Origin of the sequence: Chitinophaga chungangae, from assembly GCF_017742215.1 — a bacterium.
Taxonomy (GTDB): Bacteria; Bacteroidota; Bacteroidia; order Chitinophagales; family Chitinophagaceae; genus Chitinophaga; species Chitinophaga chungangae.
Genome location: NZ_JAGHKP010000001.1, coordinates 1050415 through 1074932 on the forward strand (window position 1 = coordinate 1050415; position 24518 = coordinate 1074932).

At 50.2% G+C, this 24518-nt stretch carries 29 protein-coding genes; 18 read left to right on the forward strand and 11 right to left on the reverse strand.

From position 1 onward, the window contains the following. The first annotated feature begins 5 nt into the window (after positions 1–5). From J7I43_RS04435 to J7I43_RS04450, 4 genes are read left to right on the forward strand one after another with little or no spacing between them, the layout of a single operon-like run. On the forward strand, positions 6–875 hold the full coding sequence (locus J7I43_RS04435) for a DUF3822 family protein (protein WP_209143652.1): 870 nt from the start codon (positions 6–8) through the stop codon (positions 873–875). Next, positions 866–1432 carry an RsmD family RNA methyltransferase gene (locus J7I43_RS04440; protein ID WP_209143653.1) on the forward strand — a complete coding sequence of 189 codons (567 nt, stop codon included), beginning with the start codon at positions 866–868 and terminating at the stop codon, positions 1430–1432. The genes J7I43_RS04435 and J7I43_RS04440 overlap by 10 nt, the downstream gene beginning before the upstream one ends. A gap of 12 nt (positions 1433–1444) precedes the next feature. Continuing rightward, on the forward strand, positions 1445–1933 hold the full coding sequence (coaD, locus tag J7I43_RS04445) for a pantetheine-phosphate adenylyltransferase (protein ID WP_209143655.1): 489 nt from the start codon (positions 1445–1447) through the stop codon (positions 1931–1933). Between the two features lie 10 nt (positions 1934–1943). Further along, positions 1944–2399 carry a hotdog fold thioesterase gene (locus J7I43_RS04450; protein WP_236023287.1) on the forward strand — a complete coding sequence of 152 codons (456 nt, stop codon included), beginning with the start codon at positions 1944–1946 and terminating at the stop codon, positions 2397–2399. A 5-nt stretch (positions 2400–2404) separates the two neighbouring features. Here J7I43_RS04450 and J7I43_RS04455 read toward each other — a convergent pair whose 3' ends face one another. Both J7I43_RS04455 and J7I43_RS04460 read right to left on the reverse strand, forming a co-directional pair. After that, complete coding sequence (locus J7I43_RS04455) at positions 2405–3133, reverse strand: class I SAM-dependent methyltransferase (RefSeq protein WP_209143657.1); 729 nt, start codon at positions 3131–3133, stop codon at positions 2405–2407. Next, on the reverse strand, positions 3123–3725 hold the full coding sequence (locus J7I43_RS04460) for an NUDIX hydrolase (protein ID WP_209143659.1): 603 nt from the start codon (positions 3723–3725) through the stop codon (positions 3123–3125). Before J7I43_RS04460 ends, J7I43_RS04455 begins: the two co-directional genes overlap by 11 nt. Positions 3726–3812: 87 nt before the next feature. On the opposite strand from J7I43_RS04460, the gene pyrE reads away from it, so the two are divergent. Further along, a complete protein-coding gene (gene pyrE / locus J7I43_RS04465) occupies positions 3813–4448 on the forward strand; it encodes an orotate phosphoribosyltransferase (protein ID WP_209143661.1) in 636 nt (211 codons plus the stop codon). 50 nt (positions 4449–4498) lie between these two features. Next, complete coding sequence (locus tag J7I43_RS04470) at positions 4499–4870, forward strand: heavy-metal-associated domain-containing protein (protein WP_209143663.1); 372 nt, start codon at positions 4499–4501, stop codon at positions 4868–4870. Positions 4871–4887: 17 nt separating this feature from the next. Here the strand turns inward: J7I43_RS04470 and J7I43_RS04475 are convergent, their stop codons facing one another. Both J7I43_RS04475 and J7I43_RS04480 read right to left on the reverse strand, forming a co-directional pair. Then, entirely contained in the window at positions 4888–5256 is a 369-nt protein-coding gene (locus J7I43_RS04475; protein ID WP_209143665.1) for a HepT-like ribonuclease domain-containing protein, read from the reverse strand. A gap of 123 nt (positions 5257–5379) precedes the next feature. Further along, positions 5380–5835 (reverse strand): LEA type 2 family protein, encoded by a 456-nt coding sequence (locus J7I43_RS04480; RefSeq protein ID WP_209143667.1) that lies wholly within the window; start codon positions 5833–5835, stop codon positions 5380–5382. Between the two features lie 339 nt (positions 5836–6174). Here J7I43_RS04480 and J7I43_RS04485 point away from each other — a divergent pair, with 339 nt between their 5' ends. The 3 genes from J7I43_RS04485 to J7I43_RS04495 all read left to right on the forward strand — a co-directional run bounded on the left by J7I43_RS04485 (position 6175) and on the right by J7I43_RS04495 (position 9516). Continuing rightward, a complete protein-coding gene (locus tag J7I43_RS04485; RefSeq protein WP_209143669.1) occupies positions 6175–6804 on the forward strand; it encodes a WbqC family protein in 630 nt (209 codons plus the stop codon). A gap of 323 nt (positions 6805–7127) precedes the next feature. Next, positions 7128–8525 (forward strand): type III PLP-dependent enzyme domain-containing protein, encoded by a 1398-nt coding sequence (locus J7I43_RS04490; RefSeq protein ID WP_209143671.1) that lies wholly within the window; start codon positions 7128–7130, stop codon positions 8523–8525. A gap of 529 nt (positions 8526–9054) precedes the next feature. Then, entirely contained in the window at positions 9055–9516 is a 462-nt protein-coding gene (locus J7I43_RS04495; RefSeq protein ID WP_209143673.1) for a nuclear transport factor 2 family protein, read from the forward strand. 8 nt (positions 9517–9524) lie between these two features. Here the strand turns inward: J7I43_RS04495 and J7I43_RS04500 are convergent, their stop codons facing one another. Then, complete coding sequence (locus tag J7I43_RS04500; RefSeq protein WP_209143675.1) at positions 9525–10346, reverse strand: hypothetical protein; 822 nt, start codon at positions 10344–10346, stop codon at positions 9525–9527. A gap of 166 nt (positions 10347–10512) precedes the next feature. Next, positions 10513–10953, reverse strand: a complete 441-nt coding sequence (locus tag J7I43_RS04505) for an Hsp20/alpha crystallin family protein (RefSeq protein WP_209143677.1) — start codon at positions 10951–10953, stop codon at positions 10513–10515. Between the two features lie 215 nt (positions 10954–11168). Between J7I43_RS04505 and J7I43_RS04510 the strand changes: the two genes are divergently transcribed. The 9 genes from J7I43_RS04510 to J7I43_RS04550 all read left to right on the forward strand — a co-directional run bounded on the left by J7I43_RS04510 (position 11169) and on the right by J7I43_RS04550 (position 20568). Further along, entirely contained in the window at positions 11169–11582 is a 414-nt protein-coding gene (locus tag J7I43_RS04510; RefSeq protein WP_209143679.1) for a BrxA/BrxB family bacilliredoxin, read from the forward strand. 138 nt (positions 11583–11720) lie between these two features. After that, on the forward strand, positions 11721–13001 hold the full coding sequence (locus J7I43_RS04515) for a prolipoprotein diacylglyceryl transferase (RefSeq protein ID WP_209143681.1): 1281 nt from the start codon (positions 11721–11723) through the stop codon (positions 12999–13001). Continuing rightward, positions 13002–13427: a hemerythrin domain-containing protein gene (locus J7I43_RS04520; RefSeq protein WP_209143683.1), complete on the forward strand. Its 426-nt coding sequence runs from the start codon at positions 13002–13004 to the stop codon at positions 13425–13427. Positions 13428–13826: 399 nt separating this feature from the next. After that, positions 13827–16295, forward strand: a complete 2469-nt coding sequence (locus J7I43_RS04525) for a TonB-dependent receptor domain-containing protein (RefSeq protein WP_209143685.1) — start codon at positions 13827–13829, stop codon at positions 16293–16295. Positions 16296–16501: 206 nt separating this feature from the next. Further along, a complete protein-coding gene (locus J7I43_RS04530) occupies positions 16502–17017 on the forward strand; it encodes an RNA polymerase sigma factor (RefSeq protein WP_209143687.1) in 516 nt (171 codons plus the stop codon). Further along, positions 17014–17562 carry a hypothetical protein gene (locus tag J7I43_RS04535; RefSeq protein WP_209143689.1) on the forward strand — a complete coding sequence of 183 codons (549 nt, stop codon included), beginning with the start codon at positions 17014–17016 and terminating at the stop codon, positions 17560–17562. The genes J7I43_RS04530 and J7I43_RS04535 overlap by 4 nt, the downstream gene beginning before the upstream one ends. Next, entirely contained in the window at positions 17552–18634 is a 1083-nt protein-coding gene (locus J7I43_RS04540) for a DUF4097 family beta strand repeat-containing protein (RefSeq protein ID WP_209143691.1), read from the forward strand. Before J7I43_RS04535 ends, J7I43_RS04540 begins: the two co-directional genes overlap by 11 nt. Positions 18635–18662: 28 nt before the next feature. Beyond that, positions 18663–19385, forward strand: coding sequence for a head GIN domain-containing protein (locus tag J7I43_RS04545; RefSeq protein ID WP_209143693.1), 723 nt, complete (start codon positions 18663–18665; stop codon positions 19383–19385). Positions 19386–19422: 37 nt separating this feature from the next. After that, complete coding sequence (locus J7I43_RS04550) at positions 19423–20568, forward strand: C1 family peptidase (RefSeq protein ID WP_209143695.1); 1146 nt, start codon at positions 19423–19425, stop codon at positions 20566–20568. Positions 20569–20770: 202 nt separating this feature from the next. Here J7I43_RS04550 and J7I43_RS04555 read toward each other — a convergent pair whose 3' ends face one another. The 5 genes from J7I43_RS04555 to tpiA all read right to left on the reverse strand — a co-directional run bounded on the left by J7I43_RS04555 (position 20771) and on the right by tpiA (position 24494). Further along, complete coding sequence (locus tag J7I43_RS04555) at positions 20771–21001, reverse strand: helix-turn-helix domain-containing protein (protein WP_209143697.1); 231 nt, start codon at positions 20999–21001, stop codon at positions 20771–20773. Between the two features lie 212 nt (positions 21002–21213). After that, on the reverse strand, positions 21214–21486 hold the full coding sequence (locus J7I43_RS04560) for an acylphosphatase (RefSeq protein WP_209143699.1): 273 nt from the start codon (positions 21484–21486) through the stop codon (positions 21214–21216). Positions 21487–21541: 55 nt separating this feature from the next. Continuing rightward, positions 21542–21835 carry a hypothetical protein gene (locus tag J7I43_RS04565; protein WP_209143701.1) on the reverse strand — a complete coding sequence of 98 codons (294 nt, stop codon included), beginning with the start codon at positions 21833–21835 and terminating at the stop codon, positions 21542–21544. A gap of 1128 nt (positions 21836–22963) precedes the next feature. Continuing rightward, positions 22964–23545, reverse strand: a complete 582-nt coding sequence (locus J7I43_RS04570) for a 2'-5' RNA ligase family protein (protein ID WP_209143703.1) — start codon at positions 23543–23545, stop codon at positions 22964–22966. Between the two features lie 190 nt (positions 23546–23735). Then, entirely contained in the window at positions 23736–24494 is a 759-nt protein-coding gene (gene tpiA, locus J7I43_RS04575) for a triose-phosphate isomerase (RefSeq protein WP_209143705.1), read from the reverse strand. Positions 24495–24518 lie beyond the last annotated feature (24 nt).

Consider the following 24518-nt stretch of genomic DNA (forward strand, 5'->3'; position numbering starts at 1 on the left):
TGCCCGTGGCATATACCATACAACCCACATACGCGATAGACGACGCCTCCCTGCTGGAGACGGACCTCACTACCTGCACGCTTTTGGTGCTCATCGGCTCCGGTACGTTCAGTTATGCGGTGATGTCGCCGCTTCAGCGGAAGTTCCTGGCGCTGAAGAGTTACAGTTATCAGCCTAAAACGGTGGCAATGGCGGACCTGGAGATGATCGAGCACATTTTTGATGCGGACAAGCTCCTTTTCACAGCGTTCAAACAGGTGCTGCTCGCTTTCGATTCGCCGGACAATACCCTGGTGCCGGAAACGCATTTCCAGTCCCAGCTGAAAAAGGACTACCTGAGAGCGGTGCTACCGGAAAAGATACATGAGGCCGTATTAAACGACCTGCTGCCTGAACTGGGCATGGTGAATGTTTTCGCAGTGGATAAGGATATGCTGGGATTCTTAAGAAAGGAATTTTCCACCGACCGCGTGATCCACGCGCATTCGGCACTGCTGAAAGCCTACGGGGCAGACCGCGATATTCAGCACCCCGAGGGCATCGCCTTCATCGAAGTGGCGCCCCAGCAATTCACGCTTACCATTTACGCTGCCGGCAACCTGCAGATGCAACAGCAATACACTTACCGCAGCGGTCTTGATATCGTATACTACATCGTCAATTCCCTGCGACAGCTGGGCTTTGCGGAGCAGCAGGCCAGGATCAAGCTGGGTGGCGCGCTCACGCAGGATTCCCAGGTATACCAGGAGCTGAACCGCTTCCTGCCAAGACTGGAATGGGCGCATAAGCCGGACGGGTTCCTGTATATCCCGAAAATGAACGAGCTGCCGCCGCATCATTTCCACAATCTTTATGCACTGGCGTTATGCGTATAATCGGAGGCACATTGGGCGGTCACCGCATCAGCCCCCCTGCGAATATGCCGCATACCAGGCCCACGACAGACATTGCGAAGGGCGGCCTTTTTAATATCATCGAAAACAACCTGGACATCTCCGAACTGAAAACGCTGGACATCTTCGGCGGCACCGGGGCCATCAGTTACGAACTGGCGTCCCGCGGGGCTACGGACCAGACGATCGTAGAGAAAGACAATGCCATGGCGGATTTTATCGCCAAAACCTCGGCTTCGCTGGGCATCAATCTCAAACTCGTCCGGATGGATGTGTTCAAGTTCCTGGAACAGTGCAACGAACAGTTCGATTTTATCTTCGCCGGGCCGCCTTACGCGCTGGGCACGATAGACGAGCTGCCGAAGGTGGTGTTCCGGAAAGAGCTGCTGAAGCCCGAAGGCTGGTTTGTGCTGGAACATACACCCCGCAACGATTACAAACAATTCAGCTATTACCGCACGCAACGTAATTACGGAACGACTATTTTCTCTATATTCATCAACCGGGAAGAACTGCGGAAACCGTCTCCCGGAGAATAATACACAAGACGTATGCAAAGAATCTGCTTATTCCCCGGTACTTTCGATCCCGTAACGCTGGGCCATACCGACATCATCGACCGGGCGCTGCCGCTTTTCGACGAGCTGGTGATCGGCATTGGGGTGAATGCCGGCAAAGAGCCCATGTTCAGCGTGGAGCAGCGCGTGGAATGGATCAAAGAGATCTATCGCGGGCAATCTTCCATCAGGGTGACGGCTTACGAAGGGTTGACGGTGAACTTCTGCAAACAGATCGGTGCGAGGTTTATTTTGAGGGGCATCCGGTATGTGAGTGATTTTGAATACGAAAAAGCGATCGCGGACATCAACCGCAAAATGGAACATGAAGTGGAAACCATTTTCCTGACCTGTTCGCCGGAATATTCCACCATCGCCAGCACGCTGGTAAGAGACGTGATCCGCCACGGCGGGCCCGCAGAACAGTTCCTGCCGGACCCTGTGGCCGCTTCGATCGTTGCTGCAGCAAAAAACAAAAAGTAAAAACTATAACATGAAACCGATCTGGTTTACGCTGGATATTTCGCTGGACCAGCTGAATGAAAACTCGGCCGATACCATGGCTGCCTGCCTGGGCATGGAGTTCACGGAAATCGGGCCGGATTACCTGCGCGCCATGATGCCGGTAGACCATCGCACCGTTCAGCCTTACCGCCTGTTGCACGGCGGGGCTTCGGCCGCGCTTGCGGAAACCGTTGGCAGCGTGGCCTCCGCGTTGGTGATCGATTCGCAGAAACAGATCTGTGTAGGGCTGGAGATCAATGCCAATCACGTGCGCGGCGTACGCGAAGGGTATGTGCATGCCATCGCGAAACCGCTGCACCTCGGCAGCACCACGCATGTGTGGGATATCCGGATCACAGACGATCATCACAAGCTGGTGTGCGTAAGCCGCCTGACGGTAGCCGTGCTGCCGAAACGCGACCTTGCAGCGGGAGACGCGGGCTGAGCAGGTTACCCCCTGTTTTTTTCCGCCACCAGGTAATGCATGCGGGCGATCACCTCGTGATCGCGCACGGTGAAACCGGCGGCGGTCAGCATAACTTTCACCTGTTCAATCCCCAGCCGCAGCTTTTGATAGCTGCTTACTTTTTGTATCCACTGCCCGTTTATTTTTTCCATCAACACATCAAACACCCTTACGAACCCGGGGAAATACTCCAGGAAACAGGTGTGTATGCGCTCGTCTTCCGCTTTTACGGGAATGAACCGTTCTTCGTGGTGCAGTTCCTGCGTGAGGTCGCGGAAAGATAATACCAGCTTGCCCCCGGGAGGCAGCATGCGCTGCCATTGCTCCAGCAGCGTAGTTACCTGCTGGATGCTTTCGAGATGGGTGAGGGTGTCGCCCATGCAGGTGATCAGCTCCGCGTCCATGGCGTATTGCGCGGTGTTGGTCAGGTTCCCGAGGATGGTGCGCACGGGCATGCCTTTGGCGCGGGCGTTGAGCTCAGACAGCAGGTGCTGGTTGAAGTCCACCGCAAATACCGTAAACCCCAGGTTGGCCAGCGAAATGGTCTGCAGGCCATGCCCGGCGCCCAAGTCTACCGCTACGCGGTTGCCGGCTGGCGCAATGTGCTTGCGCCTGAAATAATCTTCCTGTTCCTGCTGTTTGGTGTCGAAATTCCCGGTCATCCAGGCATAGAAGGCGGCCAGGTGATTGTCGTAATGTTCTTTAGCGTTCATAGGTCTGACTTTTATATCCTGCTTTCTCCACCACATCAACGATGTTCTGGTAGGAGTATTGCATGTATTTGGCAAGGTTCTCCGGCCGTATCCACTGGATGTCCATAATATCTTCCTCGATCTGTGGGATGGTAAGTTCCGTGCCGGTGAAGTACATGCGGTACCAGTAGCTGTGTTTCAGCACTTTTTTATCTTTCAGGGGGTAATAATGCCAGGTTTCGGTGATCAGGTGGCCGAGTTTTACGTTCTGCAGGCCGGTTTCTTCCTGAACTTCGCGGAGGGCGCATTCTTCGAGCGTTTCCCCCTCATCCTGCTTGCCTTTGGGCATATCCCATTTACCGCGGCGGAACATTAGCAGCACTTCGCCGGTGGCGTTGGTAATGAGGCCGCCCGCAGCCACGAATTCTGTAAAATGGCTTTTCACCCGTTCCAGCACGGTCTCCGGCGCGGGGCTCCGCAGCACGGCCATAGGCAATTCGCCTTTTTCGAGCAGTCGCAGGGTTTGAGCCACTTCTTCATCCGTCGGGGAAAAAAGGGTGGCGGCATTCACGAAAGCGGGGGGCAGATGTTGTTGGTTGTTCGCTATTACCAACGGTCTTTCATTTATATATATATTAACGGGTGTTTCCATGCTGCAAAAATAATCCTTTGCATTATTCATCGTACTTTTGCCACCGTTATGAATAAAGTCAGTGAAAAACAGGTAGCTGAAAAGCTGCTCCAGATTCAGGCCGTAAAACTCAGCCCGGCCCAGCCCTTTACCTGGGCTTCAGGATGGAAATCCCCGATCTATTGCGATAACCGCACGGTATTGTCTTTCCCGTACATCCGCGACTATATCAAATCCGAGCTTGCCAACCTGATATTTGAGGCTTACCCGGAAGCGGCCGTGATCGCGGGCGTAGCTACGGCAGGCATTCCACATGGCGCCATGGTGGCCGATCAGCTGAAACTGCCGTTTATTTATGTACGGTCGAAGCCGAAAGAACATGGCATGGGCAACCGCATCGAAGGGGTATTGCAGCCGGGGCAGCCGGTAGTAGTGGTGGAAGACCTGATCTCTACCGGCAAAAGCAGCCTGGAAGCGGTACAGGCCATCCGTGAAGCGGGCGGCGAAGTGATCGGGATGGTATCGATCTTCAATTACGGTTTCGATGTGGCGGTGAAAGCGTTCGAAGCGGCAGGCGTGCCCTTCCGGTCGCTGAGCAATTACAGCGCGCTGATAGAGCTGGCGGTGGAAAAAGGGACGGTTTCCCCGGAACAGCAGGAGACCCTGAACGCCTGGCGCGCCGCTCCCGACGTGTGGGGGAAATAAACAGGATATATTTACGTTTATTTGTATATTGAGACTTAAATAATCATGCTATGCGTATCATTCAACTCATGCTGGTGTTCATTTTGTGCGGTGCAGGCGCTGCCATGGCCCAGTCTAACAAACAAACGCTGACCACGGCCAAGATCAAGGTGCCTTCCGTGCAGTGCAACATGTGCAAAGACAGGATCCAGCGTTATTTCCTGAAGGAAGAAGGGGTGAAAAGTATGGTGGTGGACGTTAAAAAGAAAGAAGCTACCGTAAAATACTATACCGACCGTACGAATATTGAGAACATCAAAACCGCGATCGCAAACGCGGGTTATGATGCGGACGATGTAACGGCCAACGAAGATTCCTACGATGCCCTGCCGAAGTGCTGCAAGAAACCTGAAGACGGCGGAGGGCCGGTGAAAAAGAACTAACTCACGTAAATTTTATATTACAACCGCTCCGGAGTTCCGGGGCGGTTTTTTATTGGGCTTAACCTAAGCTTCCCCGGAGAGTAAGCCATCAATCTCTTTGAGCAAACCGGCAGCCTGTATTGTATGATATCCCACACGATCTGGTTATTTATCCCAAAGTATTCATGAATGATGAAATTTCTAAAGTCTTTAATGATCCTCCACTCAATTCCGGGATGTAATTCCTTAAAATCGGCTGGAATTCTTGAAGAAGCTTCTCCAATAATTTCAAAATTTCTTTCTACCGCATCCTTTGTTTTTGAGTCGGCCTCATAAGCATCGAAGGAAATGCCTTTGGTATACTCAAGAATTTTACTGATAGAAACCTTAATATCCAGTAGCAGCAATGATACGTGCGTTCAGATGGATAAGGTTTTTTTCTATATAAGGCAAATACTGCGGTTTTATGCCCTTCCGTGAAACCATGTCAATTTTATGGTGGAAGGTATGGTCGAATGCCCCTGTCCCCATCAAAAAAAGTCCAGTTTCTGCTTCGTCTCGCAACGGATCGGGAAGGGCAGGTAAACGCCTTTTTTGCCCACTTTGCAGTTGCCTGAGGCCTTGATCGTGACCTCCTTGTTGCCGAGAGCGCCCAGCACATTTTTGAAAACGTTGCCCATTTCCACGTCCAGTTTCACGGGGAAATAAAAGGTGTCGCGGGCGGGGATGTCGATCAGGGTGTCCTGCAAAGAATGGCCGACTTTGGTATCGTCAAGAAAAACGTCGAACTCGGCATCTTTGAGGCGGAGCGAAAAATTGTTCGGGTTGAAATAGGCGAGCTCCATTTTAACGGTGCTTTTTGAGAAACTCAGGCTTTCGAAATCGAAACTGGCGACCCGGAGAAATTCCAGGTCCTTCATTTTATCGCAGGAACTGAGCCCTCCCCAAATGAACAAAATAACGAGGCACCAACGAAACCGTTTCATGAACTGCTGTTTAAGATTTCATCAAACCTACGAAACTCCATCTAAAGATTACGTTAAAGGTTCATTTCCGGAAGGCTGGGAGCGTGCCTCCTGCTTCAAATTTTACTTCAAGTAAAAATGCGTCAAAATCAATCATTTTTCAGACTAATAACTTTAGTATTTTTGTTGACTTTTACAATTCCGCTTTAAACTGCGGAATCCTAAAATAAATAGCATATTTAATATCATTCTATGAACTGCATTTCAATAAATTATGCAATTGAATTGATAACTTAACATTAAATTTTAAACAGGCGGTTTTCATCATTTTTACACCCGGAAAAGTTCAATCGTGACGATATGACAGCAACGAACAATTCGAAAATTTTACTTATTGAAAGTCAATACTTTCCATCAGTTTATTTTTATAAAACTTTAATTGAGAGCGAAATATTACAAATTGAGAGATATGAACACTACCAAAAGGTGAGTTTCAGGAACCGTTGTTACGTTGCGGGGCCGAACGGCGTCATCCTTTTGAGCGTTCCCCTTTCGAAGGGAAAAAATCAGCGGACGGTAATGAAGGATGTCCGGATCAGCAATGTGGAAAACTGGCAGGCCCTTCATTGGAAGACCCTCACTTCCGCTTACCGCCGTTCCCCCTGGTTCGAATATTTTGAACCGGAACTGGAAGAATTGTATGAAAAGCGGTTCGAGTTCCTGCTGGACTGGAACCTTGCCTGCCTCGAATGGGTCAACCAGGCGCTGGGCATACACCCCGAGGTCCGGCTGACGGACGAGTTCCGCAAAACTTACGACCCGGCCACCAATGTTTCCGATAAAAGGGACCATATGGTGCCCGGTCAGCTCCCGGAAGAAGCGCCCGTTTACACCCAGGTTTTTGGCGAGCGCACGGGTTTTTTCCCGAACCTCAGCATCCTGGACCTGTTATTCTGCGAAGGAAAAAGGGGACTTGAACTATTAAAATGATTCTGAAGCGATTGTAATATTCCTGTCATGCTCTTACATATAAGGGAATAAGATATTGGGTTGTTGTTATTTTTATTAGATATAATTATGCTGAATTAATTGACTGTCAAACAATTAATATAGTTATTCACCTTTCATAAAAAAGAGGGAAAAATTTTGGTTTTCCATTAGAACAAAGTGTTAGATTTGCATCCGATTTTGCTGGGTCAACGAACTTACGTAGGTATTGTGATTTGCTTTCAACTATCAAACCAGAAGTCCTCCAGCTCATTTATACTGTAGTTTAAGTTTTTACTAACTCTAAAATTCATTCACAGCGTTAAATGAACAACACCTATACGGACCTCGTTAACCAAACCTTCGAGTTCCCCCAGGAGGGTTTCGAAGTGAAGGACAACAACCTCGTGTTTAACGGGTTGGATATCCGGGCCCTGATCGACAAGTACGGGACGCCTTTCAAACTGACCTATCTTCCCAAGATCGGGATGCAGGTGAACAGGGCGAAAAAGATGTTCCAGGACGCGATCAAAAAGAACCGGTACGATGGCAATTATTATTATTGTTATTGCACCAAAAGTTCGCACTTCTCCTTTATTATGGAGGAGACCCTGAAACACGGGGTGCATATCGAAACTTCCTTCGCCTACGATATTGATATCATCAATAAACTGTACGAAAGGAAAAAGATAAGCAAGGACACGTACGTTATCTGCAACGGTTATAAGACAAAAACTTATACCCGCAGCATCGCCAAACTGGTCAACAGCGGTTTTACCAATGTGATACCGGTACTGGACAATAAAGAGGAGTTGGAAGACTATTCCAAATTCATCCGCACCAAAGATCCCGTTAAACTGGGCATCCGGATCGCGGCGGAAGAGGAGCCGACCTTCGACTTTTATACCTCCCGTTTGGGCGTTGCCCCCCGCGACATCCTCGAGTTTTACGTGGACAAGCTGAAGGGTAACCCGAAGTTCGAGCTGAAAATGCTCCACTTCTTTATGAACAAGGGGATCAAGGACGATATATTTTACTGGAGCCAGTTCAACAAAGTGTTGAACCTCTACTGCCAGCTGAAAAAGATCGCTCCCGAACTGGAAAGCATTAACCTCGGCGGCGGCTTCCCGATCAAACACTCCCTCGGGTTCGACTACGATTACGCTTACATCGTGAACGAGATCGTAGCCAACATCAAGAGCGTTTGCAAAAAGAACAAAGTGCCCGTTCCCGACATTTACACGGAATTCGGCTCGTTCACAGTGGGAGAGAGCGGCGCAGTGATCTACAGCGTGCTGGGCGAAAAACAACAGAACGACCGCGAGGCCTGGTATATGATCGACAGTTCTTTCATTACCACGCTGCCGGACACCTGGGGCATCGGCGAGAAATTCCTGATGCTGCCCATCAACAAATGGGACCAGGAATACCAGGAGGTGCACCTTGGAGGGCTTACCTGCGACGGGTACGACTTCTACACCTCGGAAGAACACATCAACGCCGTGTTCCTTCCCAAGCTGACCAACGGGGAGCCTCTGTATATCGGGTTCTTCCACACCGGCGCCTACCAGGATCAACTGAGCGGGTACGGGGGCATCAAGCACTGCCTGATCCCTTCCCCCAAACACGTGATCGTAGGCTACGATAAAAACGGACAATTAAAAGACTGGTTATATGCCAAGGAGCAAACCTCCCAAAGCATGCTGAAAATTTTGGGTTATTAAAAAAATGGGTTAGTAATCCACTTAAAAACCCTCCGGTTCTCCGGAGGGTTTCTGTTTTTATAGCGGTTATAACCCGGTGCAACCGTTTGTACCAAAACGCCCGGAATTCACAAAGGGGTTCGGTAACTTAAGTAAAACATCGCAAGACCGCGTTCTCTTTCCGCCGCTTTCGTTTTACGGAACCTGACTATCACATAATTGAATAGGCTCTCCAGGGGGAGAGCCTACAATTTCATAGGATAGATCGATCCAACATTCATAGCAAGGGAATAAAAGGAAACTCAAGGCATAAGGTAAAAAGGAACATTTCAAGGCACAAGGAAAAAGGAACCATTCATGGCATAAGGACAAGGAAATCTCAAGGTATCGGGCAATAGGTTACGAATAATTACGTAATCAAAAATAGTTCGCCTTCTTTCGATTGCAAATACCATTTAGTTGTATCTTTTAACAACTTTTTTACACAAAATACGTTGCGACCATTTCGGCCCCATACTTGATAATATTAAATTAAGCCGCTTTATCAATTATGAAATATTTCAAATTACTCCCTTTTATATTATTAATCATATGTTCCCGCCCTGCCGCAGCGCAGCATTCAGAGGAAGAAGCCGTAAAGAACGCCATCCGTCAACTATTTGAAGGAATGAAACGCGGGGATAGCGCGATGGTAAAGGCCGTCTTCTACGAAAACCCTGTAATGCAGACCGCTCTTACCACCAAAGACGGCAGCCTCCGCCTGGTAACCGCCTCCCTTGAAAAATTTCTAACAGCCGTAGGTACGCCTCACACGGACGTGTGGGATGAGCGGATTACGTTTAGCAAAGTTTTAGTAGACGGGCCGCTCGCCAGCGTATGGACCCCGTATTCGTTTTACCTCAACAACAAGTTCGCCCATTGCGGGGTCAATTCTTTCCAGTTATTCAAAAGCCCGGAAGGTTGGAAGATCATTTACCTGGTAGATACAAGAAGGAAGGATAAGTGCCTTTAAACCGGCGGTTATTCCGGCTGCGCCCCGTCCAGGTACTGGATGGCGGTGTCGCATTGTTTTTCGATCTCTGAAAAGCAGGCATCCAGCATTTCGGTGTTGCCCTCCTGGTTCTCGGTTTTGCCTGAGCGGGAAAGCCCCTTTACCAGCAGGAACTGTTTGGTCAATTTCTGGTTGATCATGGCAGTGAATCGCTGCTGCTGCTCCAACCGGGCCTTTTGTTCCATCCGGGTGATGTTCAGGTAATACACGCCCCATACCCGCAGGCATACGATCATGTAACCCGCCATCAGGAAAGGGGTAACGAGGTATTTGTCCATGGGGGAATAGGTAGGCGGCAGCAATACCGGGATGTTGTTGATCTTGATAACGGCCACCAGCCCGAGATATGCCAGCAAAACGCCGCTTAGTCCCAATGCCGCCCGGAGGTTAAGCACGAAGTAGCCGAGAAGGCAGGCCATCATCCAGGGTATGGCATAAATGGGGGATACGTCCAGGTCGTTGGCGAAGGAGCTGACCATCGGCACTACCAGGGTGTTGAGCGAGGCAATCGCGCCGGTGACGGCGATATTGACGCCCGCGGCCATCAATGCGGCGCATAACACGAAAATGGAGACAAAACAAACGGTGACGAACGTATTGGTCCAGTCCCGGTGATAGATCACCGCCGGCAGGATAGGCAGCAGTACGAGGCTGTAGAAGAAAAGATAATCGAACAGCATTTTGACACGGGCCTGCTCGAAGGGGCAGGCGGTATTACGTATAAGCCTTCCTGTTACCCATGTTTCGGCGTAGCCGTAAAGGGTATTCGAGAGACGACGTAAACTGTTCACCGTGGCAGGCATAAGGGCTACATGCTTTCCAGCAAGGTACTCTCATCCTGCGGCCCCGCCATTCAACGTTAGTGGTAATTTGAGGGCATAAAAAAAGGAGCCGCTCTTGAAAGAGCAGCTCCGTAATGTTGAAATTCGAATGTCAAATCGCAACTATTCCTAACCCTTATGCAACTGTAATTTCTTTTACGGTTTCCTGTTTTGCCTCTTTTTTGGGCAGGGTCAGTTTCAGGACGCCGTTATCGTATTTCGCGTTGATCTTTTCAGCATCCACGTTCTCGTCCAGGTTAAAGGAGCGGGAGAAGGAGCGGAAGCTGTATTCGCGCCGGATGTGTTTGTCGGTTTCTTCTTTCTGTTCGGTTTTCTTTTCCGCGCTGATAGTCAATGTCTGTGCGTCGATCTTGATCTTGAAGTCTTCTTTGGCCAGGCCGGGCGCTACCACGTCGAGCACATAGGCGTCTTTGGTTTCCACGATGTTAACCGGCGTATGGCTGCCGAAGAAATCGGAGGTGGCGAAGTCGCGGTTAATGAATTTGCCGTTGAAAATATCGTCTACAAGGCTGCTAAAGGTCTTAACCGGCTGATGATTGAATTTTACGAGTGTCATAGTGTTTATAATTTTGAGTTAAACCATTTTTTTCGGTTACGCGAGGTATAGATCAAATGGGATACCAATGCCGGAAAACGGTAAATTGTGCAGAAGATAGACGTGTTTTAATGACAAGTTGTCAAAACATTTGTATATTTGCAGACAAATTGTCAAAATACGATATTTATTGAAGTATGTCGATATATTATTAACTTTGCAAAAAACAAATAATTATGTACCCTGCGGAACTCGTGATGCCGATGAAGGCAGAATTAACAGATAATGGTTTTGAAGAAATGCTCACCCCTGAAAAGGTAGATGACGTATTAAAGCAAAGCGGTACAACCCTGGTGGTGATCAACTCCGTATGCGGTTGCTCCGCCGGTACTGCGCGCCCCGGTGTGCTGATGGCGGTAACTGCCAGCGAAAAGAAACCCGACAGGCTGACGACCAGCTTCGCCGGTTTTGATTCCGCTGCCGTGCAGCAGATCCGCACGCACCTGATGCCTTACCCGCCGTCTTCCCCGTCTATCGCATTATTCAAAGACGGTCAGCTGGTGCACTTCATTGAGCGCCACATGATCGAAGGCCGTTCGGCCCAGATGATCGCGACCAACCTGCTGGCCGCGTTCGACGAATACTGTTAATAATATGATAACGGTTACGGATAGTGTTTGAAATTCGTAATGGTTAATTCATATTTGAAATGTAACTTGGTGGTTTGATTTTCCAACTGACTAATTCGGCTTTGTTCATAGGAAAACAGATCACCATTTTTTTTGCCTATGTATCCTAACTTGTATTACGCTTTTGAGGATTTGTTCGGGGTGCAGATCCCGTTCCTGAAAGTGTTCCAGACATTCGGCTTTTTTGTAGCGCTGGCTTTCCTGGCCGCGGCGTACGTGCTTACTTCCGAATTGCGCCGGCGCGAGCGGCTCGGCCTTTTGCATCCCGTGCCCGAAAAAGTGATGGTGGGCCAGCCCGCGTCGATGACGGAGATCATTACCAACGCGGTGATCGGTTTTATTATCGGTTTTAAGGTATTCGGCCTTTTCAGCGCGGAAGGCGATCTCCGGGATTATTTCCTTTCCATGCAGGGCAGCGTTATCGGCGGCTTGCTGGCGGGCGCGGCGCTGGGGTATTATAAATATTACGCCCGCAAAAAGAAGGCGCTTCCCAAACCCAAAGAAGAAACCGTGCTCGTATACCCGCACCAGCGCGTGCCTGATTTTACCATCATGGCCGCCGTTGCAGGACTGATAGGAGCGAAGGTGTTCCATAACCTGGAAAACTGGGGCGAATTCGTGAAAAATCCCTGGGGCTCCATTTTCTCCGCCAGCGGCCTCACCTTTTATGGCGGCCTCATCGTGGCGGCTTACGTCATCATCCGGTATGCGCATAAAAAAGGCATCAGCTGGAAACACCTGATAGACAGTGCGGGCCCCGCCCTGATGCTGGCTTACGCCGTGGGCCGCATGGGCTGCCAGTTTGCCGGAGACGGCGACTGGGGCATCAACAACAGCGCTTACGGCACCGATCCCTCCGGGAATGTGGTGAAGATCGCGCCGGCGCAATACCAGGAGATCGTTCAGAAAAACAAGACATATTTTATTAACCAATTCGGCAGTCTCGACGCCGTGCCGCACCGCAGCTTCGAAAAACCGGAAGCCCTCAGCTGGCTGCCCGACTTTTTTGTGGCGTACAGTTATCCGCGTAACGTGGTGAACGACGGTATCGCCATCCAGGGCTGCTCAGGGGAATACTGCAGCGCTTTGCCCGTGGGCGTTTTCCCGACGCCGTTGTATGAGATCATCGTATGCGGGCTGTTTTTCGTGGTGCTGATGGCGATCCGGAAAAAAGTGACCACCCCGGGCGTGATATTCGGTATCTATTTAATACTCAATGGCGTAGAACGTTTCTTCGTGGAAAAGATACGGGTCAATACAAAATATGATATCTTCGGCTTCCATCCCACGCAGGCCGAGCTGATCGCCAGCCTGCTGGTAATAGGAGGGGCCGTGCTGATCTGGTACGCCCGCAGAACGAATACGCTTAAAACAGCATAGATGCAGCGTCATCCCAATTTGATCCCGCTTTCGCACGAACATAAAAGCCTGCTTTTTGTATGCAGGTACCTGAAAAAAGACGCCGCGCCTTACGAGGGCTACCCGCTGGAAACCAACGCCAAAATGGATTACATGGTGAAAGTGTTCCAGGAAGTAATGGTGCCGCATATTCAGAAAGAAGACCATCTTTTTGAACAATGCCGGGGCTTTTCCCCCGAAATGGACGCCATGCTCGACGAACTGCTCCACGAGCACCGGGTTATCTCCGGCATGTACAGCACACTGGTAGACAGTAAAGACCTTATAACGGACATGGATACACTGGCCCGCAGCCTCGAGGAGCACATCCGCAAAGAAGAACGGGTGGTGTTCGAAAAAATGCAGGAGCTGCTGCCGGAAGTGCTGGACAGGCTGAAATTCGACTGACGGTTCTTGTAAGATCAATTTCCCTATGTCATGAAAAAACGATCCGTTTAATTGTTGCGCCCTGACCGGGATATATTATTAGACAGAGCCGCCTTTCACCGGGCGGCTCTTTGTTTTGCCCCGTTCCTCGCCATGTAGCCCCGTTCATCCACTTACCCCGAAAAATTTGCAACATATTTCCCCGCCCGTCGTCTTTTATCCTGAATACGATTCCAAAAGAAACGGCGCGGACTTAACCTGACTAATCATTTCCAGATCCAAATCCCGGTTTTACCAATCGTCACCATCATACGACCACTTGTGTATAATTATGTACTATGCAAAACATACTACCTATCTTTGCACTGTAGTTGATAAAGAAAGGAACTATAAATTATCAAAATCTACAATCCTCCTTATATGAAATCTAACTTTATGCTGCTGATCCTTAGCGTGTTACTGATAAGTAACAGTTATAATGGACAGGCACAAACAACCCCCGACCTAACTGACGAAAAAGGCAAAGTAACCGGCACAGTACTTAAAACAGGCAACAAACCTGTAGAATTTGCCACCGTAACGCTCCTTAAAGTAAAAGATTCTTCCCTTGTGAAAGGGGCCATTGCGGACATGGAAGGGAAGTACGTTTTTGAAGGCATCGCCGAAGGTCAGTACCTCGTGGCGGCCGCCAATATGGGGTACAAAAAGAATTTCAGCAAACCCCTCAAAGTAAACGGCTCCCCCGTGAAAGTGCCCGCCATCGTGCTTTCAGAAGAAACCCGCAACCTGAAGGAAATAAATGTGACGGGTAAACGCCCTTTCATCGAACAAAAGGCCGATAAAATGGTGGTGAACGTGGAGAACAGCATCGTGGCCGCAGGCGGCACCGCCCTGGAAGTGCTGCAGCAATCGCCCGGCATCCAGGTAGATAAAGACGACAATATATCCATGCGTGGCAAGAACGGTGTGATCATCATGATCGACGGCAAACCCACGAACATGTCTCCCCAGGACGTTGCACTGCTGCTGAAAAATATGCCCAGCTCGAACATCGACCAGATCGAGCTGATTGCCAATCCTTCCGCCAAATACGACGCAGCAGGCAACGCCGGGATCATTAACATCAAACTGAAGAAAAATTCCAACTTCGGCACCAATGGCAGCGTGAACGCCACGTACGGCCAGGGCAAGCTCCCCCGCGGCAACGCCGGCCTCAACCTCAACCACCGCAACCAGCATCTCAATGTTTACGGTTCGTATAATTACAGCTACAACCGCCAGTTCGAAGCGCTGGACATTTACCGCGACAACATCGAGAAAAGCGGCCGCATCGTGTTCGACCAGCATTCTTTCCTGGATAAGGAAAGTCAATACCACGGCGCCAAAGCCGGCATCGACTGGTTTCTCGATAAAAACCACACCCTCGGTGTGATGGTGAATGTGGCGGGCAACCGCTGGAAAGGGGACGGCAACAGCGAAACCTGGATCGGCAACGGCCAAAGGATCGATTCCAGCCTGAAAACGATCACAGACAACCGGCAGAACATGAACCGCCAGAGCTACAACCTTAACTATAAAGGCAAGCTGGACACCACCGGGAAAGAGATCAACATCGACCTGGACTATTCCCGCAACGCCGAAGACCAGCACGCATTGCTGTATTCGGGCTACATGGACGCGCACGGCAAGATCTATTTCCGCGGAGATACCACCCGCAGCCTGCAGCCTTCCATCATCAACATCAAAACCGCCAAAATAGATTACACACATCCGCTGAAGAACGACGCCAAGTTCGAGGCCGGGGTGAAGATCAGCTTCGTGGAATCGGACAATAATTCCCGCTTCGATTCGCTCCGTTATGGCAGCTGGGAATACGATTACAACCGCTCCAACTACTTCGTTTACAAAGAAAACGTGAACGCGGCGTACCTCAACTTCAGCAAACAGTTCAAAAAAATCGGCGTACAGGCCGGTCTGCGCGCCGAACAAACGAACGTGGAAGGCAATTCCGTTACGCTCAAACAGGTGAACGACACGAGTTACCTGAACTTCTTCCCCAGCATCTTCCTGAGCTACAACGCCAGCAAAGACCACCAGTGGGGCATTTCCTACAGCCGCAGGCTGCAGCGCCCGAGCTACGACGACCTGAACCCGTTCGAATTTTACCTGGACCGCTACACCAAAGCCGGGGGCAACCCGAACCTGCGCCCGCAGTACTCCAGCAACTTCGACCTGACACATACCTTCAAATCGTTCCTGACCACGGCCATCGGCTACAGTCATACCACCGACATGCTGTCGCGCATCCTGGAGCCGGGCGTAGACAGCGAAACCGGCGATACCACCATTGTAGTGTACCGCTATATGAACGTAGCGAAAAAAGACAACGTGAACCTGAACATCTCCGCGCCGGTGCCCGTCACCAAATGGTGGAAAACCTTCACCACGTTCTCCGTTTTTTATAACGCCTTCGAAACCACCGTAAACGGGGAGCTGATCAAACGCTCTTCCGGCGGCTTCTTCGGCAACACCCAACATACGTTCACACTGGGCAAGGGTTATACAGCCGAGGCATCGTTCTGGTACAACTCTTCGCAGATCTCCCAGGAAGGGCTTTTCAGAATGAACCCGATGTACGCTTTTAATGTCGGTTTCCAGAAAACCGTGCTGGATAAGAAAGGCACGATTCGCCTGAATGTGAACGACGTTTTCAACACCCAGCGCTTCGGCGGCACCTACAGCGTCACCAACCGCGACATCAAACTCGCGAACCGTTGGGATAGCCGCCAGGTAAGGGTTTCCTTCACCTACCGCTTCGGCAACTCCAACGTCAAAGAGGCCCGGAACCGTAAAACCGGTCTGGAAGACGAACAGAGCCGGGTGAAGTAACACAAACACGTACCTAATCATGTTTTAGGTATATAAGGATGGAAAGAACGCGGCTTCTCGTAAGTCGCGTTCTCTTTTATATGCCGGTGATTTTCAGTATTTTGAAAATAATTGTCACCCGCATGCAACCCTGGTTTTAATCCCGCGTCTTTAATATGACTTTATACCCTGACAATTTGGAAAACACGCCTGTAACTAATCAAATCGTGGTACGCTGCCGCAAGGGAGACGTAAGGGCATACCGCGAGCTGTACGAGGCGTATTCCAAAGCGATGTACAACATCTGCCTGAGAATGACGGGGCAGCAGGCAGATGCGGAAGACGTATTGCAGGAAGCATTCGTGCAGGTGTTCAAAAATCTCGACAAGCTGGCGACCGACAGCAGTCTTACAGCCTGGATCAAAAGGATCGTGGTCAATCACTGCCTCAGTTACCTCCGCAAAAAGAAAGTGCATTTCGAGGAAGTAGGGGAAGGGGAGTATGAAGAAGCGGAAAAGGTAGACGAATCGGAGCACGCCATGACGGTAACGGCCGTAAAAGACGCCATCAGCCAGTTGCCGGACGGTTACAGAACGGTGATCAACCTGTACCTTTTCGAAGAGTACTCTCACCGGGAGATCGCATCGCTGCTCGGCATTTCGGAATCGACCGTGAAAACCCAGTACATGCGCGCCAAGGAAAAAGTAAGGCAATTGGTGAAAATAAAAACCAGAGAAGTATGAAACTGGAAGATTTCATTCAGCAGAACAGAAATGCTTTCGAAGAAGAAGGTCCTGGCCCGGGAGTGTGGGCTGCGCTGGAAAAAGAGCTGCCGGTAAAGCAGAAGGCCAGGGTGATATCAATGATGGCCCGCCACTGGTGGAAGGCTGCCATCCTGGTTGCGCTTGTGGCAAATGCGGGCATCCTCCTCATTTTCCTGCAAACTAAAAAGGAAGTGGCGGTGGTGATCCCGGAAATGCAGGAGATGGAACAGTTCTATACCACGCGCATCGAAGAAAAGCTGGATGAGCTGAAACGCATACCGGCCGCGGAACTTGGGCTGGACAGCACTACCAGCAAAGAACTGGAGCTGCGCAACGAAACGTACCGGATGCTCGAAAAAGAACTGGCGGGCAATCCCGGCAACGAACGCATCCGCTCCGCCATGATCCGCTATTACCAGATGAAACTGGAACTGCTGGAAAAGATCCTCGACGAGCACCATAAATATAATAACGACGCTAACAATTCCGACTCCACACCATTAATCAGAAAAAATGTTATTTAAATCTACATTATTACTCTTTTTGTTGTGCCCGTTGCTGGTGCTCGCCTCCAAAGGCGATGAAGAGCATAAGCTGCGCATCACCAAAACCTTCGGCGTAAGCGGCAGTTCGAAAGTGATGGTGTCTAACAAATATGGAAAGATCACGGTCAACATCTGGAACCGCCAGGAATGCAAGGCCGATATCGAGATCACCGGTTTTGGCAATAACGCCGACCAGGCCCGCAGGATGGCGGAAATGGTGGAAATAAAGGCGAACAGCAACGGCAGCGACGTGAAGATGGAAACTGCCTACAATGCCAACAGCGGCGCCGGCAAATGGTTCAACTTCGGCAAAAAAGATTCGCGCGATTATGTGAAAGTGAATTACAATCTTTTTGTGCCCGCCAATATCGCTTACCTGATGCTCGATAATAATTTTGGCGATGTGCTTGCCCGCGAACTGCCCATGGCGGCCGTTGTACAGGTGAACTACGGTTTTGTGGACATTGCGGAAGCCGGTAAGAAATTGTCCGTTCGCATCAACTATACCGATAAATGCCGCATTGGCAAAGCCAAAGACCTCGACATCAGCGCGAATTACTCCAGTATAAAAGTAGGCAACGCCGGGAATGTAGACATCCGTTCCAACAACGGCGATCATTCGTTCGGCTCGGTAGGGGATGTGAAAATGCATTCCAATTACGACGACATAAAATTCCAGCGCGTGAAATCGCTTAGCCTCGATGCGAACTATACGGATTTTAAATCGGAGCAGCTGGACGGGGCGCTGACGTTAAGCGCCAATTACGGGGATATTGTTCTGCGCCACGTATCCAACGATTTTAAGAACATGCAGCTAAACCTGAATTATACGGACGTAGTGCTGGGCATCAGCGACCGCGCGGCTTTCCGGCTGCACGCGTCGATGAAGAACGGAGATCTGAAAACGAAAGATTTTGAATGGAAGAACGTGAACCAGGTCCGCAAAAACGAAAACCTCTCCTTTTCCGCCATAACTGCCAACGGATCAGACGCGTCACCGGCAATTTCGATCAATGCCCGGTACAGCGATGTGAAGTTGGGAGGAGATTAACACAAAACGCCTCATAAAATCCAACATCATGAAGAAAATCGCAACCTTCCTGTCTGCTGTGCTCATCATTGCCGCCGGCACCCTGCACGCGCAGGAAAAGATCACCGGCAACGGCTCGCTTAAAAAAGAGAAACGCCCGGTAAACGGTTCTTTCAACGAGATCTCCTCATCCGGGAAATACAAGCTGATGCTGAAACAGGGGGCTACGCATTCCGTCGAGCTGGAAGCGGATGAAAACATCCTTCCGTACATCGAAACGGAGATCGACGGCAACGAACTGAAACTGCACCCGAAAAAAGGGTATAATATCAACCCGAGCAAACCTATCACCGTTTGGATCACCCTCGCCACGCTGAAAGAGATCAACGCGAGCGGCCAGGTGGAGATCACCACCGACGGTACCATTAAAGGGGCCAGTCTTGAAACCAATTTCAGCGGCAGGGTAGACGCAAAGATGGACGTGCAATATGAAAAACTGGAAGTGGCCATGTCCGGCTCCGGCAAGCTGAAACTCAACGGCCGCGCGGATGATACCGAGGTGAGCATTTCCGGTTCCGGCGAAGTGGATGCGCCTGATATGCAGTCGCAGAACATGGAACTGCATATATCCGGCAGCGGCAACGCCAGTGTGAACGTTTCAAAATCGCTCGACGTAGCTATTTCCGGCAGCGGCAACGTAAAATATAAAGGCAATCCCGGCAAGGTAAACCAGGCTGTTTCCGGCAGGGGCAAAGTGACGCAGGAAAACTAGGCCGCTTTCCGTACCTTAGCTGCAAAATATGCCGCTTATGAGAAAAGACACAATGTTGCTCCTGGGCCTGGCTTTCAGCCTGCAGGCCGCAGCGCAGGAACATCCCGTCGCCATTAACGCGCCCGTTGAAGGAGTGAGCGTTATCAGGAACAATACGGCCACTGAGGTCAAAGACCAGGGAAACACCGGCACATGCTGGTGTTTTGCCACTACATCCCTTATCGAAAGCGAATGCGTGAAAAAAGGCGGAGACAAACCTGACCTATCGGAAATGTTCACCGTGCGCAACGTGTACCTGATCAAAGCGCGCAATTACGTAATGCGCCAGGGCGACGCGAAGTTTGGCGAAGGCGGTCTCGGTCATGATGTATTGATCGCCGCGGAAAGATACGGGTTGATGCCCGAATCAGTGTACCATGGCCTTAATGCGGGCCAAACCCGGCCAGACCACAGCAAAATGGCCGATACGCTTAAAAAATTCCTGGACACGATGTTGCGCAAAAGGCCCATCCCTGTGAACTGGGAGCAACAATACGCCGCGCTGATGGACCAGTACATGGGCGGCGCGCCTCCCGCTACGTTCGAGTACCAGGGCCGTTCTTACACGCCGCAGCAATTTGCGGAAAAAGTGATAAAATTTAACCCGGCCGATTATGTGAACCTTACTTCGTTCACGCATCATCCTTATTATAGCAATTTTATTCTCGAACTGCCGGACAATCATGCCAACGGCAGTTTTTATAACGTAACGCTCGAAGAATTGATCGGCACCACCAAAACCGCCGTGGAAAAGGGGTACACCGTAATGTGGGATGCGGACGTGAGTAACCGCGGTTTCGTAACTTCCAGCGGTTATGCTTTTGCGCCGCAGGCAGACAGTTTATTCAACCGCAAAAAACCGAACCCCGATCTCCAGGAAGTGAATGCCACGCAGGGTTACCGGCAGGAGCTGTTTGAAAAGCTGGTGACGCAGGACGATCACCTGATGCACATTACCGGCATCGGGAAAAGCCCGGCGGGCAAATCGTTTTTTATCGTGAAAAATTCCTGGGGCAAACAATCGTCGCCATTCGGCGGGTATGTATATGTTTCGGAGCCGTATTTCGCGGTGAACACGATCAATATCATCGTTCCGAAATCGGCGCTGGACAAAGCTTTGCTAAAGAAACTCCAGATCAACTAAAGTTTAAGATACAAATGATTTTAAAAAACGGCGAAGGCAAGATGCCTTCGCCGTTTTTTGTCAAAAGTTGACACAGGTTCTCATGTGTATTGATACTAGCTAATGATCAGACATTGAATGCCGGCAGCATACGAACATGAATTACCGGGAATGGTGTGTGGGTGCTGTCTGTCAAAAAAAATATGGAATGGATAGGGATGTGTTACTGGTAGCGTTTCATCAGCAGGTCTATCACCCTTACGTCGAGCGCGTCTGCCAGTTGGCCGGCGGTGCGGAGGGTGATGTTGATGTCGCCTTTTTCCATCCTTGAGATGTCCGCATTGTCTACATTGCACCGGGACGACAGCTCCCGCTGGCTGTATCCTTTTTCGTGCCGGATGCGCTTGAGATTTTCACCGAAGATGTTTAATATGTCGGTTTCTTGTAAAGCCATTGATTGATTGTTTGCTATGCGGGCAAATTGGATTTTTTTATTGACGTAAGCGTTGGGTGTTATCCCAGCATACGAAAATAATTACACAGGCAAGTTGGCGTATTTATCTGACTTAAGCATTGGGTTAAAGCCCGCTGGGGTGTTTTTTGCGCTGAAATGCCTGATGGTGGTTGTTCCAGGCAGGGAATCAATCAAGGCTGCATGAAATATTTTTAGCTGTGAAGTATTTCGAAACCTGAAATATTTTCCATGGGGCCGTCTGTAATATCGAGCGACGTTACGGTTGCGCCGGACGGGCCGATGCGGCACCAGCTGATAAATTCTTCGAGCAGTTGCGGCGGCCCTTCGGCAACGATCCAAACGCTGCCGTCCGGGAGATTTTTAACGGCGCCGTTAAGCCCGAGCCTCACTGCAACGGACCGCGCGGTGGCCCTGAAATAGACGCCCTGTACTTTACCTTTCACGACGATTTCTTTGTGGATCATCTTCTTTTCAAAATTAACCGGGTTATAAAATAACAAGGATGAACGGCCCAGGGTTTTACCCGGCGGAGATGCAACGTTGCAATTGCCCGATATCAGAGGCAAAAGCCGTTGCGCCGCCGGGGTAAAAAATAAAGAACCTGGACGGGCCGTCGTCTGGTTCCTGCACTTCGTGCACCTGGATGTATAAAGACGGATGAAAGTAAAAATATTCCACGGCAGCGGGGGAGATGTTCCTTTTCTGCTGTTCCAGCTGGAAACCGGCCCTGGCGAGCAGGGAGAATACGGTTTGCCCGGCGGACGGCTGCATGCGGCCGTTGTAGTATGATGGTTTGATATTGCCCCATTCCATATTTTTAAATTTAGCAGGGAGTAATTCAATGGACGTTGGGTATTGGCCCAACGTCCTGTATTTTTTTAAAACATCCGCGTGCATCAGGCCCTGGCAGAGGTTTCCCCCGGCCAGGGCATGTGCGTTACGCGTATGGAATTGTTGTTCATTGCTATGGATCATTCCTTTCGGGTAAGCCATGGCTGCTATTCTTCGAATGCAAAACAATGCCTCTCAACAGGGCGCAATAAACCTGCCAGCCGGCATATTTCCTGCTCCTTTGAATGCAAAATACAAGGGTGAATCGGATGGGTCGTAAGTAGGGAAAAGAGGGGCCGGGAGATCAACGCCCGACCCGATGAGATATGATACTGACTCTTAAAAAAAGATAATGTCTCCTAAATTGTATGATTAAACAATGAGCAAAATACCGGGATAAAATCTCAATATCGTCACCCTGTTTTTTCTGTGGTTTAAACATCGAACGCACTGCCGGGAATATGTCTCTACAATATCAGCACTCTTCATCCAGCCGCATCGTTAAACATCAAGAGCAACACCGTAATGTGATTCCTCAATATTATCATTCTCCATTTAAACCGTGTAATTGAAAAGTCTGTGCCTTGCCGGGAATATATCGCCTCAATATCATCACTCTTCATCTAACCACGTTGTCTAAACTTCTGGCGCAATGCCGGAATGTGTTTCCCGCGCAGTATCACTCTTCATCTAACCACGTAGTCTAAACCTCTCGCGCAATACCGGAATGTGTTTCCCGCACATTATCACTCTTCATCTAACCACGTAGTCTAACCCCCTGGCGTAATTCGGGAATATGCTTTCCGCGCGCCATCACTCTTCATTTAAACTGCGTAGTCTAAACCTCTCGCGCAATACCGGAATGTGTTTCCCGCGCACCATCACTCTTCATCTGACCACGTTGCCTAAACCGCTGGCGCAATACTGGAATATGTTATGTTCCTGAAATCATCGCCATCACTCTTCATCCAAACCACATCGTTTAAACGTCGAACGCAATGCCCGGAATATGTTCCTTAAATCATCACCATCCTTCATCCAAACGCGCATGGTTTAAACAGCGAACGAACGCCACGCCGGAACAACTTTCCCAGGAAAAACACGCTCTGTTTAAGCCGCATGGTTAAACAGGGGATGCCTGGCCGGCGTGTCCTTTCCGAACATAAATTCTCTCACTATTTCATACTTTCTGCCGCCTGCGGGCTTCCGCAACAGGCTGAAACTCTGGCAATGGAAACTGCGGACGAACATCTTGTTGGCAAGATAAGGCGCCAGCTGGTTGAATTGCTGCTGGCTGACAGAACGCGCCAGCGTGATATGAGGACGGTAAGCGCCGCCCTTCAGCTCGAACGCGTCCAGTATCCTGCGGTGCAATTCCTCCACCGGCCGGGGATTGGCCACGTTCACATAAAACATATGTTTCGTATCGCCCTGCTTGCAATGATCGATACGGGAGGTATACACCGTAAAAGCCGACTGGTCCGTTACCAAAGCTTCCAGCATCCCCACAAACTCCGTTTCATAACGCTCGGGGAACTCCGACCGGAAAAGCGCAATATGTGCCTGCGAAAACGCACCCGGGAAAGGGCCCAGCTCCTCCGCTATCAGGTGCTTGTACATGCTCACATCCTGCACCGTCTGCGCGTCAGGTTGCAATACCAGCATGTAATCATATAATACGTCCTGTTCCATGTCTTTCTGATTTAGCAATCATCAATTTGAAACAATCACTGTCGTTTACAGCAGCGCGACAATGATCCCTCTTTTCACAATACAAATATACAAACTAAATCTGAAAATACTAAAATTATTAGCAAAAAATACTAAAAAAAATGGCTGACAGGTGATCCCCGTCAGCCGTCCCTGCTGTGTTTCCGCAGTATTACAGACTTTTCACGATCGCCGTGAAGTCGGCAGCCACCAGCGATGCTCCGCCGATCAGCCCGCCGTCTACGTCCGCGCTTGCAAACAGCTCACCGGCATTGGAAGGCTTCGCGCTGCCGCCGTACAGGATCGTAAGGCCCAAAGCCGCTTCCCGCCCGAATTTCTCGGCGATGCGCGCGCGGATGAACGCATGCATGTCCTGCGCCTGCTGCGCGCTGGCCGTTAAACCCGTGCCAATGGCCCAGATCGGCTCGTATGCGATCACAATATTTTTCAGCGCGGCCGCATCCAGGTGGTAGAGGCTCTCCTCCAGCTGACGCGCCACGTATTCGTTCTGCGTTTCCGCTTTCCGCACTTCCAGCGGCTCGCCGCAGCAGAAGATCGGTTTGATGCCGTTCGCCAGCGCCAGGTCTATCTTTTTAGCCAGCTGCGCATTGCTTTCGGAAAAATATTCGCGGCGCTCGGAATGACCGAGTATCACGTAATCCACGCCCACCGAAGCAAGCATTTCCGCCGAAACCTCGCCGGTATAAGCGCCGGATTTTTCGCTGGCGCAGTTCTGTGCCGCCAGGTAAATGCCGGGGTAATTGCGTATCAGCTGTTTTACCTTGATCAGGTAAGGGAAGGGGGGCGCTACCACCACTTCCTGGCCTTCCGCCAGTTTGATGCCGGCGGCAACGATGTCGTTCACCAACTGCTCGCCCTGCGCCAGTGTGAGGTTCATTTTCCAGTTGCCTGCTACGATCTTTTTTCTCATAGACGTTACGTTACTTTTGATAAG

Coding starts and splice junctions, on each gene's coding strand:
- J7I43_RS04440 (WP_209143653.1), top strand. CDS start 866: ATGCGTATAATCGGAGGCACATTGGGCGGTCACCGCATCAGCCCCCCT.
- coaD (WP_209143655.1), top strand. CDS start 1,445: ATGCAAAGAATCTGCTTATTCCCCGGTACTTTCGATCCCGTAACGCTG.
- J7I43_RS04450 (WP_236023287.1), top strand. CDS start 1,944: ATGAAACCGATCTGGTTTACGCTGGATATTTCGCTGGACCAGCTGAAT.
- J7I43_RS04455 (WP_209143657.1), bottom strand. CDS start 3,133: ATGAACGCTAAAGAACATTACGACAATCACCTGGCCGCCTTCTATGCC.
- pyrE (WP_209143661.1), top strand. CDS start 3,813: ATGAATAAAGTCAGTGAAAAACAGGTAGCTGAAAAGCTGCTCCAGATT.
- J7I43_RS04470 (WP_209143663.1), top strand. CDS start 4,499: ATGCGTATCATTCAACTCATGCTGGTGTTCATTTTGTGCGGTGCAGGC.
- J7I43_RS04480 (WP_209143667.1), bottom strand. CDS start 5,835: ATGAAACGGTTTCGTTGGTGCCTCGTTATTTTGTTCATTTGGGGAGGG.
- J7I43_RS04485 (WP_209143669.1), top strand. CDS start 6,175: ATGACAGCAACGAACAATTCGAAAATTTTACTTATTGAAAGTCAATAC.
- J7I43_RS04490 (WP_209143671.1), top strand. CDS start 7,128: ATGAACAACACCTATACGGACCTCGTTAACCAAACCTTCGAGTTCCCC.
- J7I43_RS04495 (WP_209143673.1), top strand. CDS start 9,055: ATGAAATATTTCAAATTACTCCCTTTTATATTATTAATCATATGTTCC.
- J7I43_RS04505 (WP_209143677.1), bottom strand. CDS start 10,953: ATGACACTCGTAAAATTCAATCATCAGCCGGTTAAGACCTTTAGCAGC.
- J7I43_RS04510 (WP_209143679.1), top strand. CDS start 11,169: ATGTACCCTGCGGAACTCGTGATGCCGATGAAGGCAGAATTAACAGAT.
- J7I43_RS04515 (WP_209143681.1), top strand. CDS start 11,721: ATGTATCCTAACTTGTATTACGCTTTTGAGGATTTGTTCGGGGTGCAG.
- J7I43_RS04520 (WP_209143683.1), top strand. CDS start 13,002: ATGCAGCGTCATCCCAATTTGATCCCGCTTTCGCACGAACATAAAAGC.
- J7I43_RS04525 (WP_209143685.1), top strand. CDS start 13,827: ATGAAATCTAACTTTATGCTGCTGATCCTTAGCGTGTTACTGATAAGT.
- J7I43_RS04535 (WP_209143689.1), top strand. CDS start 17,014: ATGAAACTGGAAGATTTCATTCAGCAGAACAGAAATGCTTTCGAAGAA.
- J7I43_RS04540 (WP_209143691.1), top strand. CDS start 17,552: ATGTTATTTAAATCTACATTATTACTCTTTTTGTTGTGCCCGTTGCTG.
- J7I43_RS04545 (WP_209143693.1), top strand. CDS start 18,663: ATGAAGAAAATCGCAACCTTCCTGTCTGCTGTGCTCATCATTGCCGCC.
- J7I43_RS04550 (WP_209143695.1), top strand. CDS start 19,423: ATGAGAAAAGACACAATGTTGCTCCTGGGCCTGGCTTTCAGCCTGCAG.
- J7I43_RS04555 (WP_209143697.1), bottom strand. CDS start 21,001: ATGGCTTTACAAGAAACCGACATATTAAACATCTTCGGTGAAAATCTC.
- J7I43_RS04560 (WP_209143699.1), bottom strand. CDS start 21,486: ATGATCCACAAAGAAATCGTCGTGAAAGGTAAAGTACAGGGCGTCTAT.
- J7I43_RS04565 (WP_209143701.1), bottom strand. CDS start 21,835: ATGGAATGGGGCAATATCAAACCATCATACTACAACGGCCGCATGCAG.
- J7I43_RS04570 (WP_209143703.1), bottom strand. CDS start 23,545: ATGGAACAGGACGTATTATATGATTACATGCTGGTATTGCAACCTGAC.
- tpiA (WP_209143705.1), bottom strand. CDS start 24,494: ATGAGAAAAAAGATCGTAGCAGGCAACTGGAAAATGAACCTCACACTG.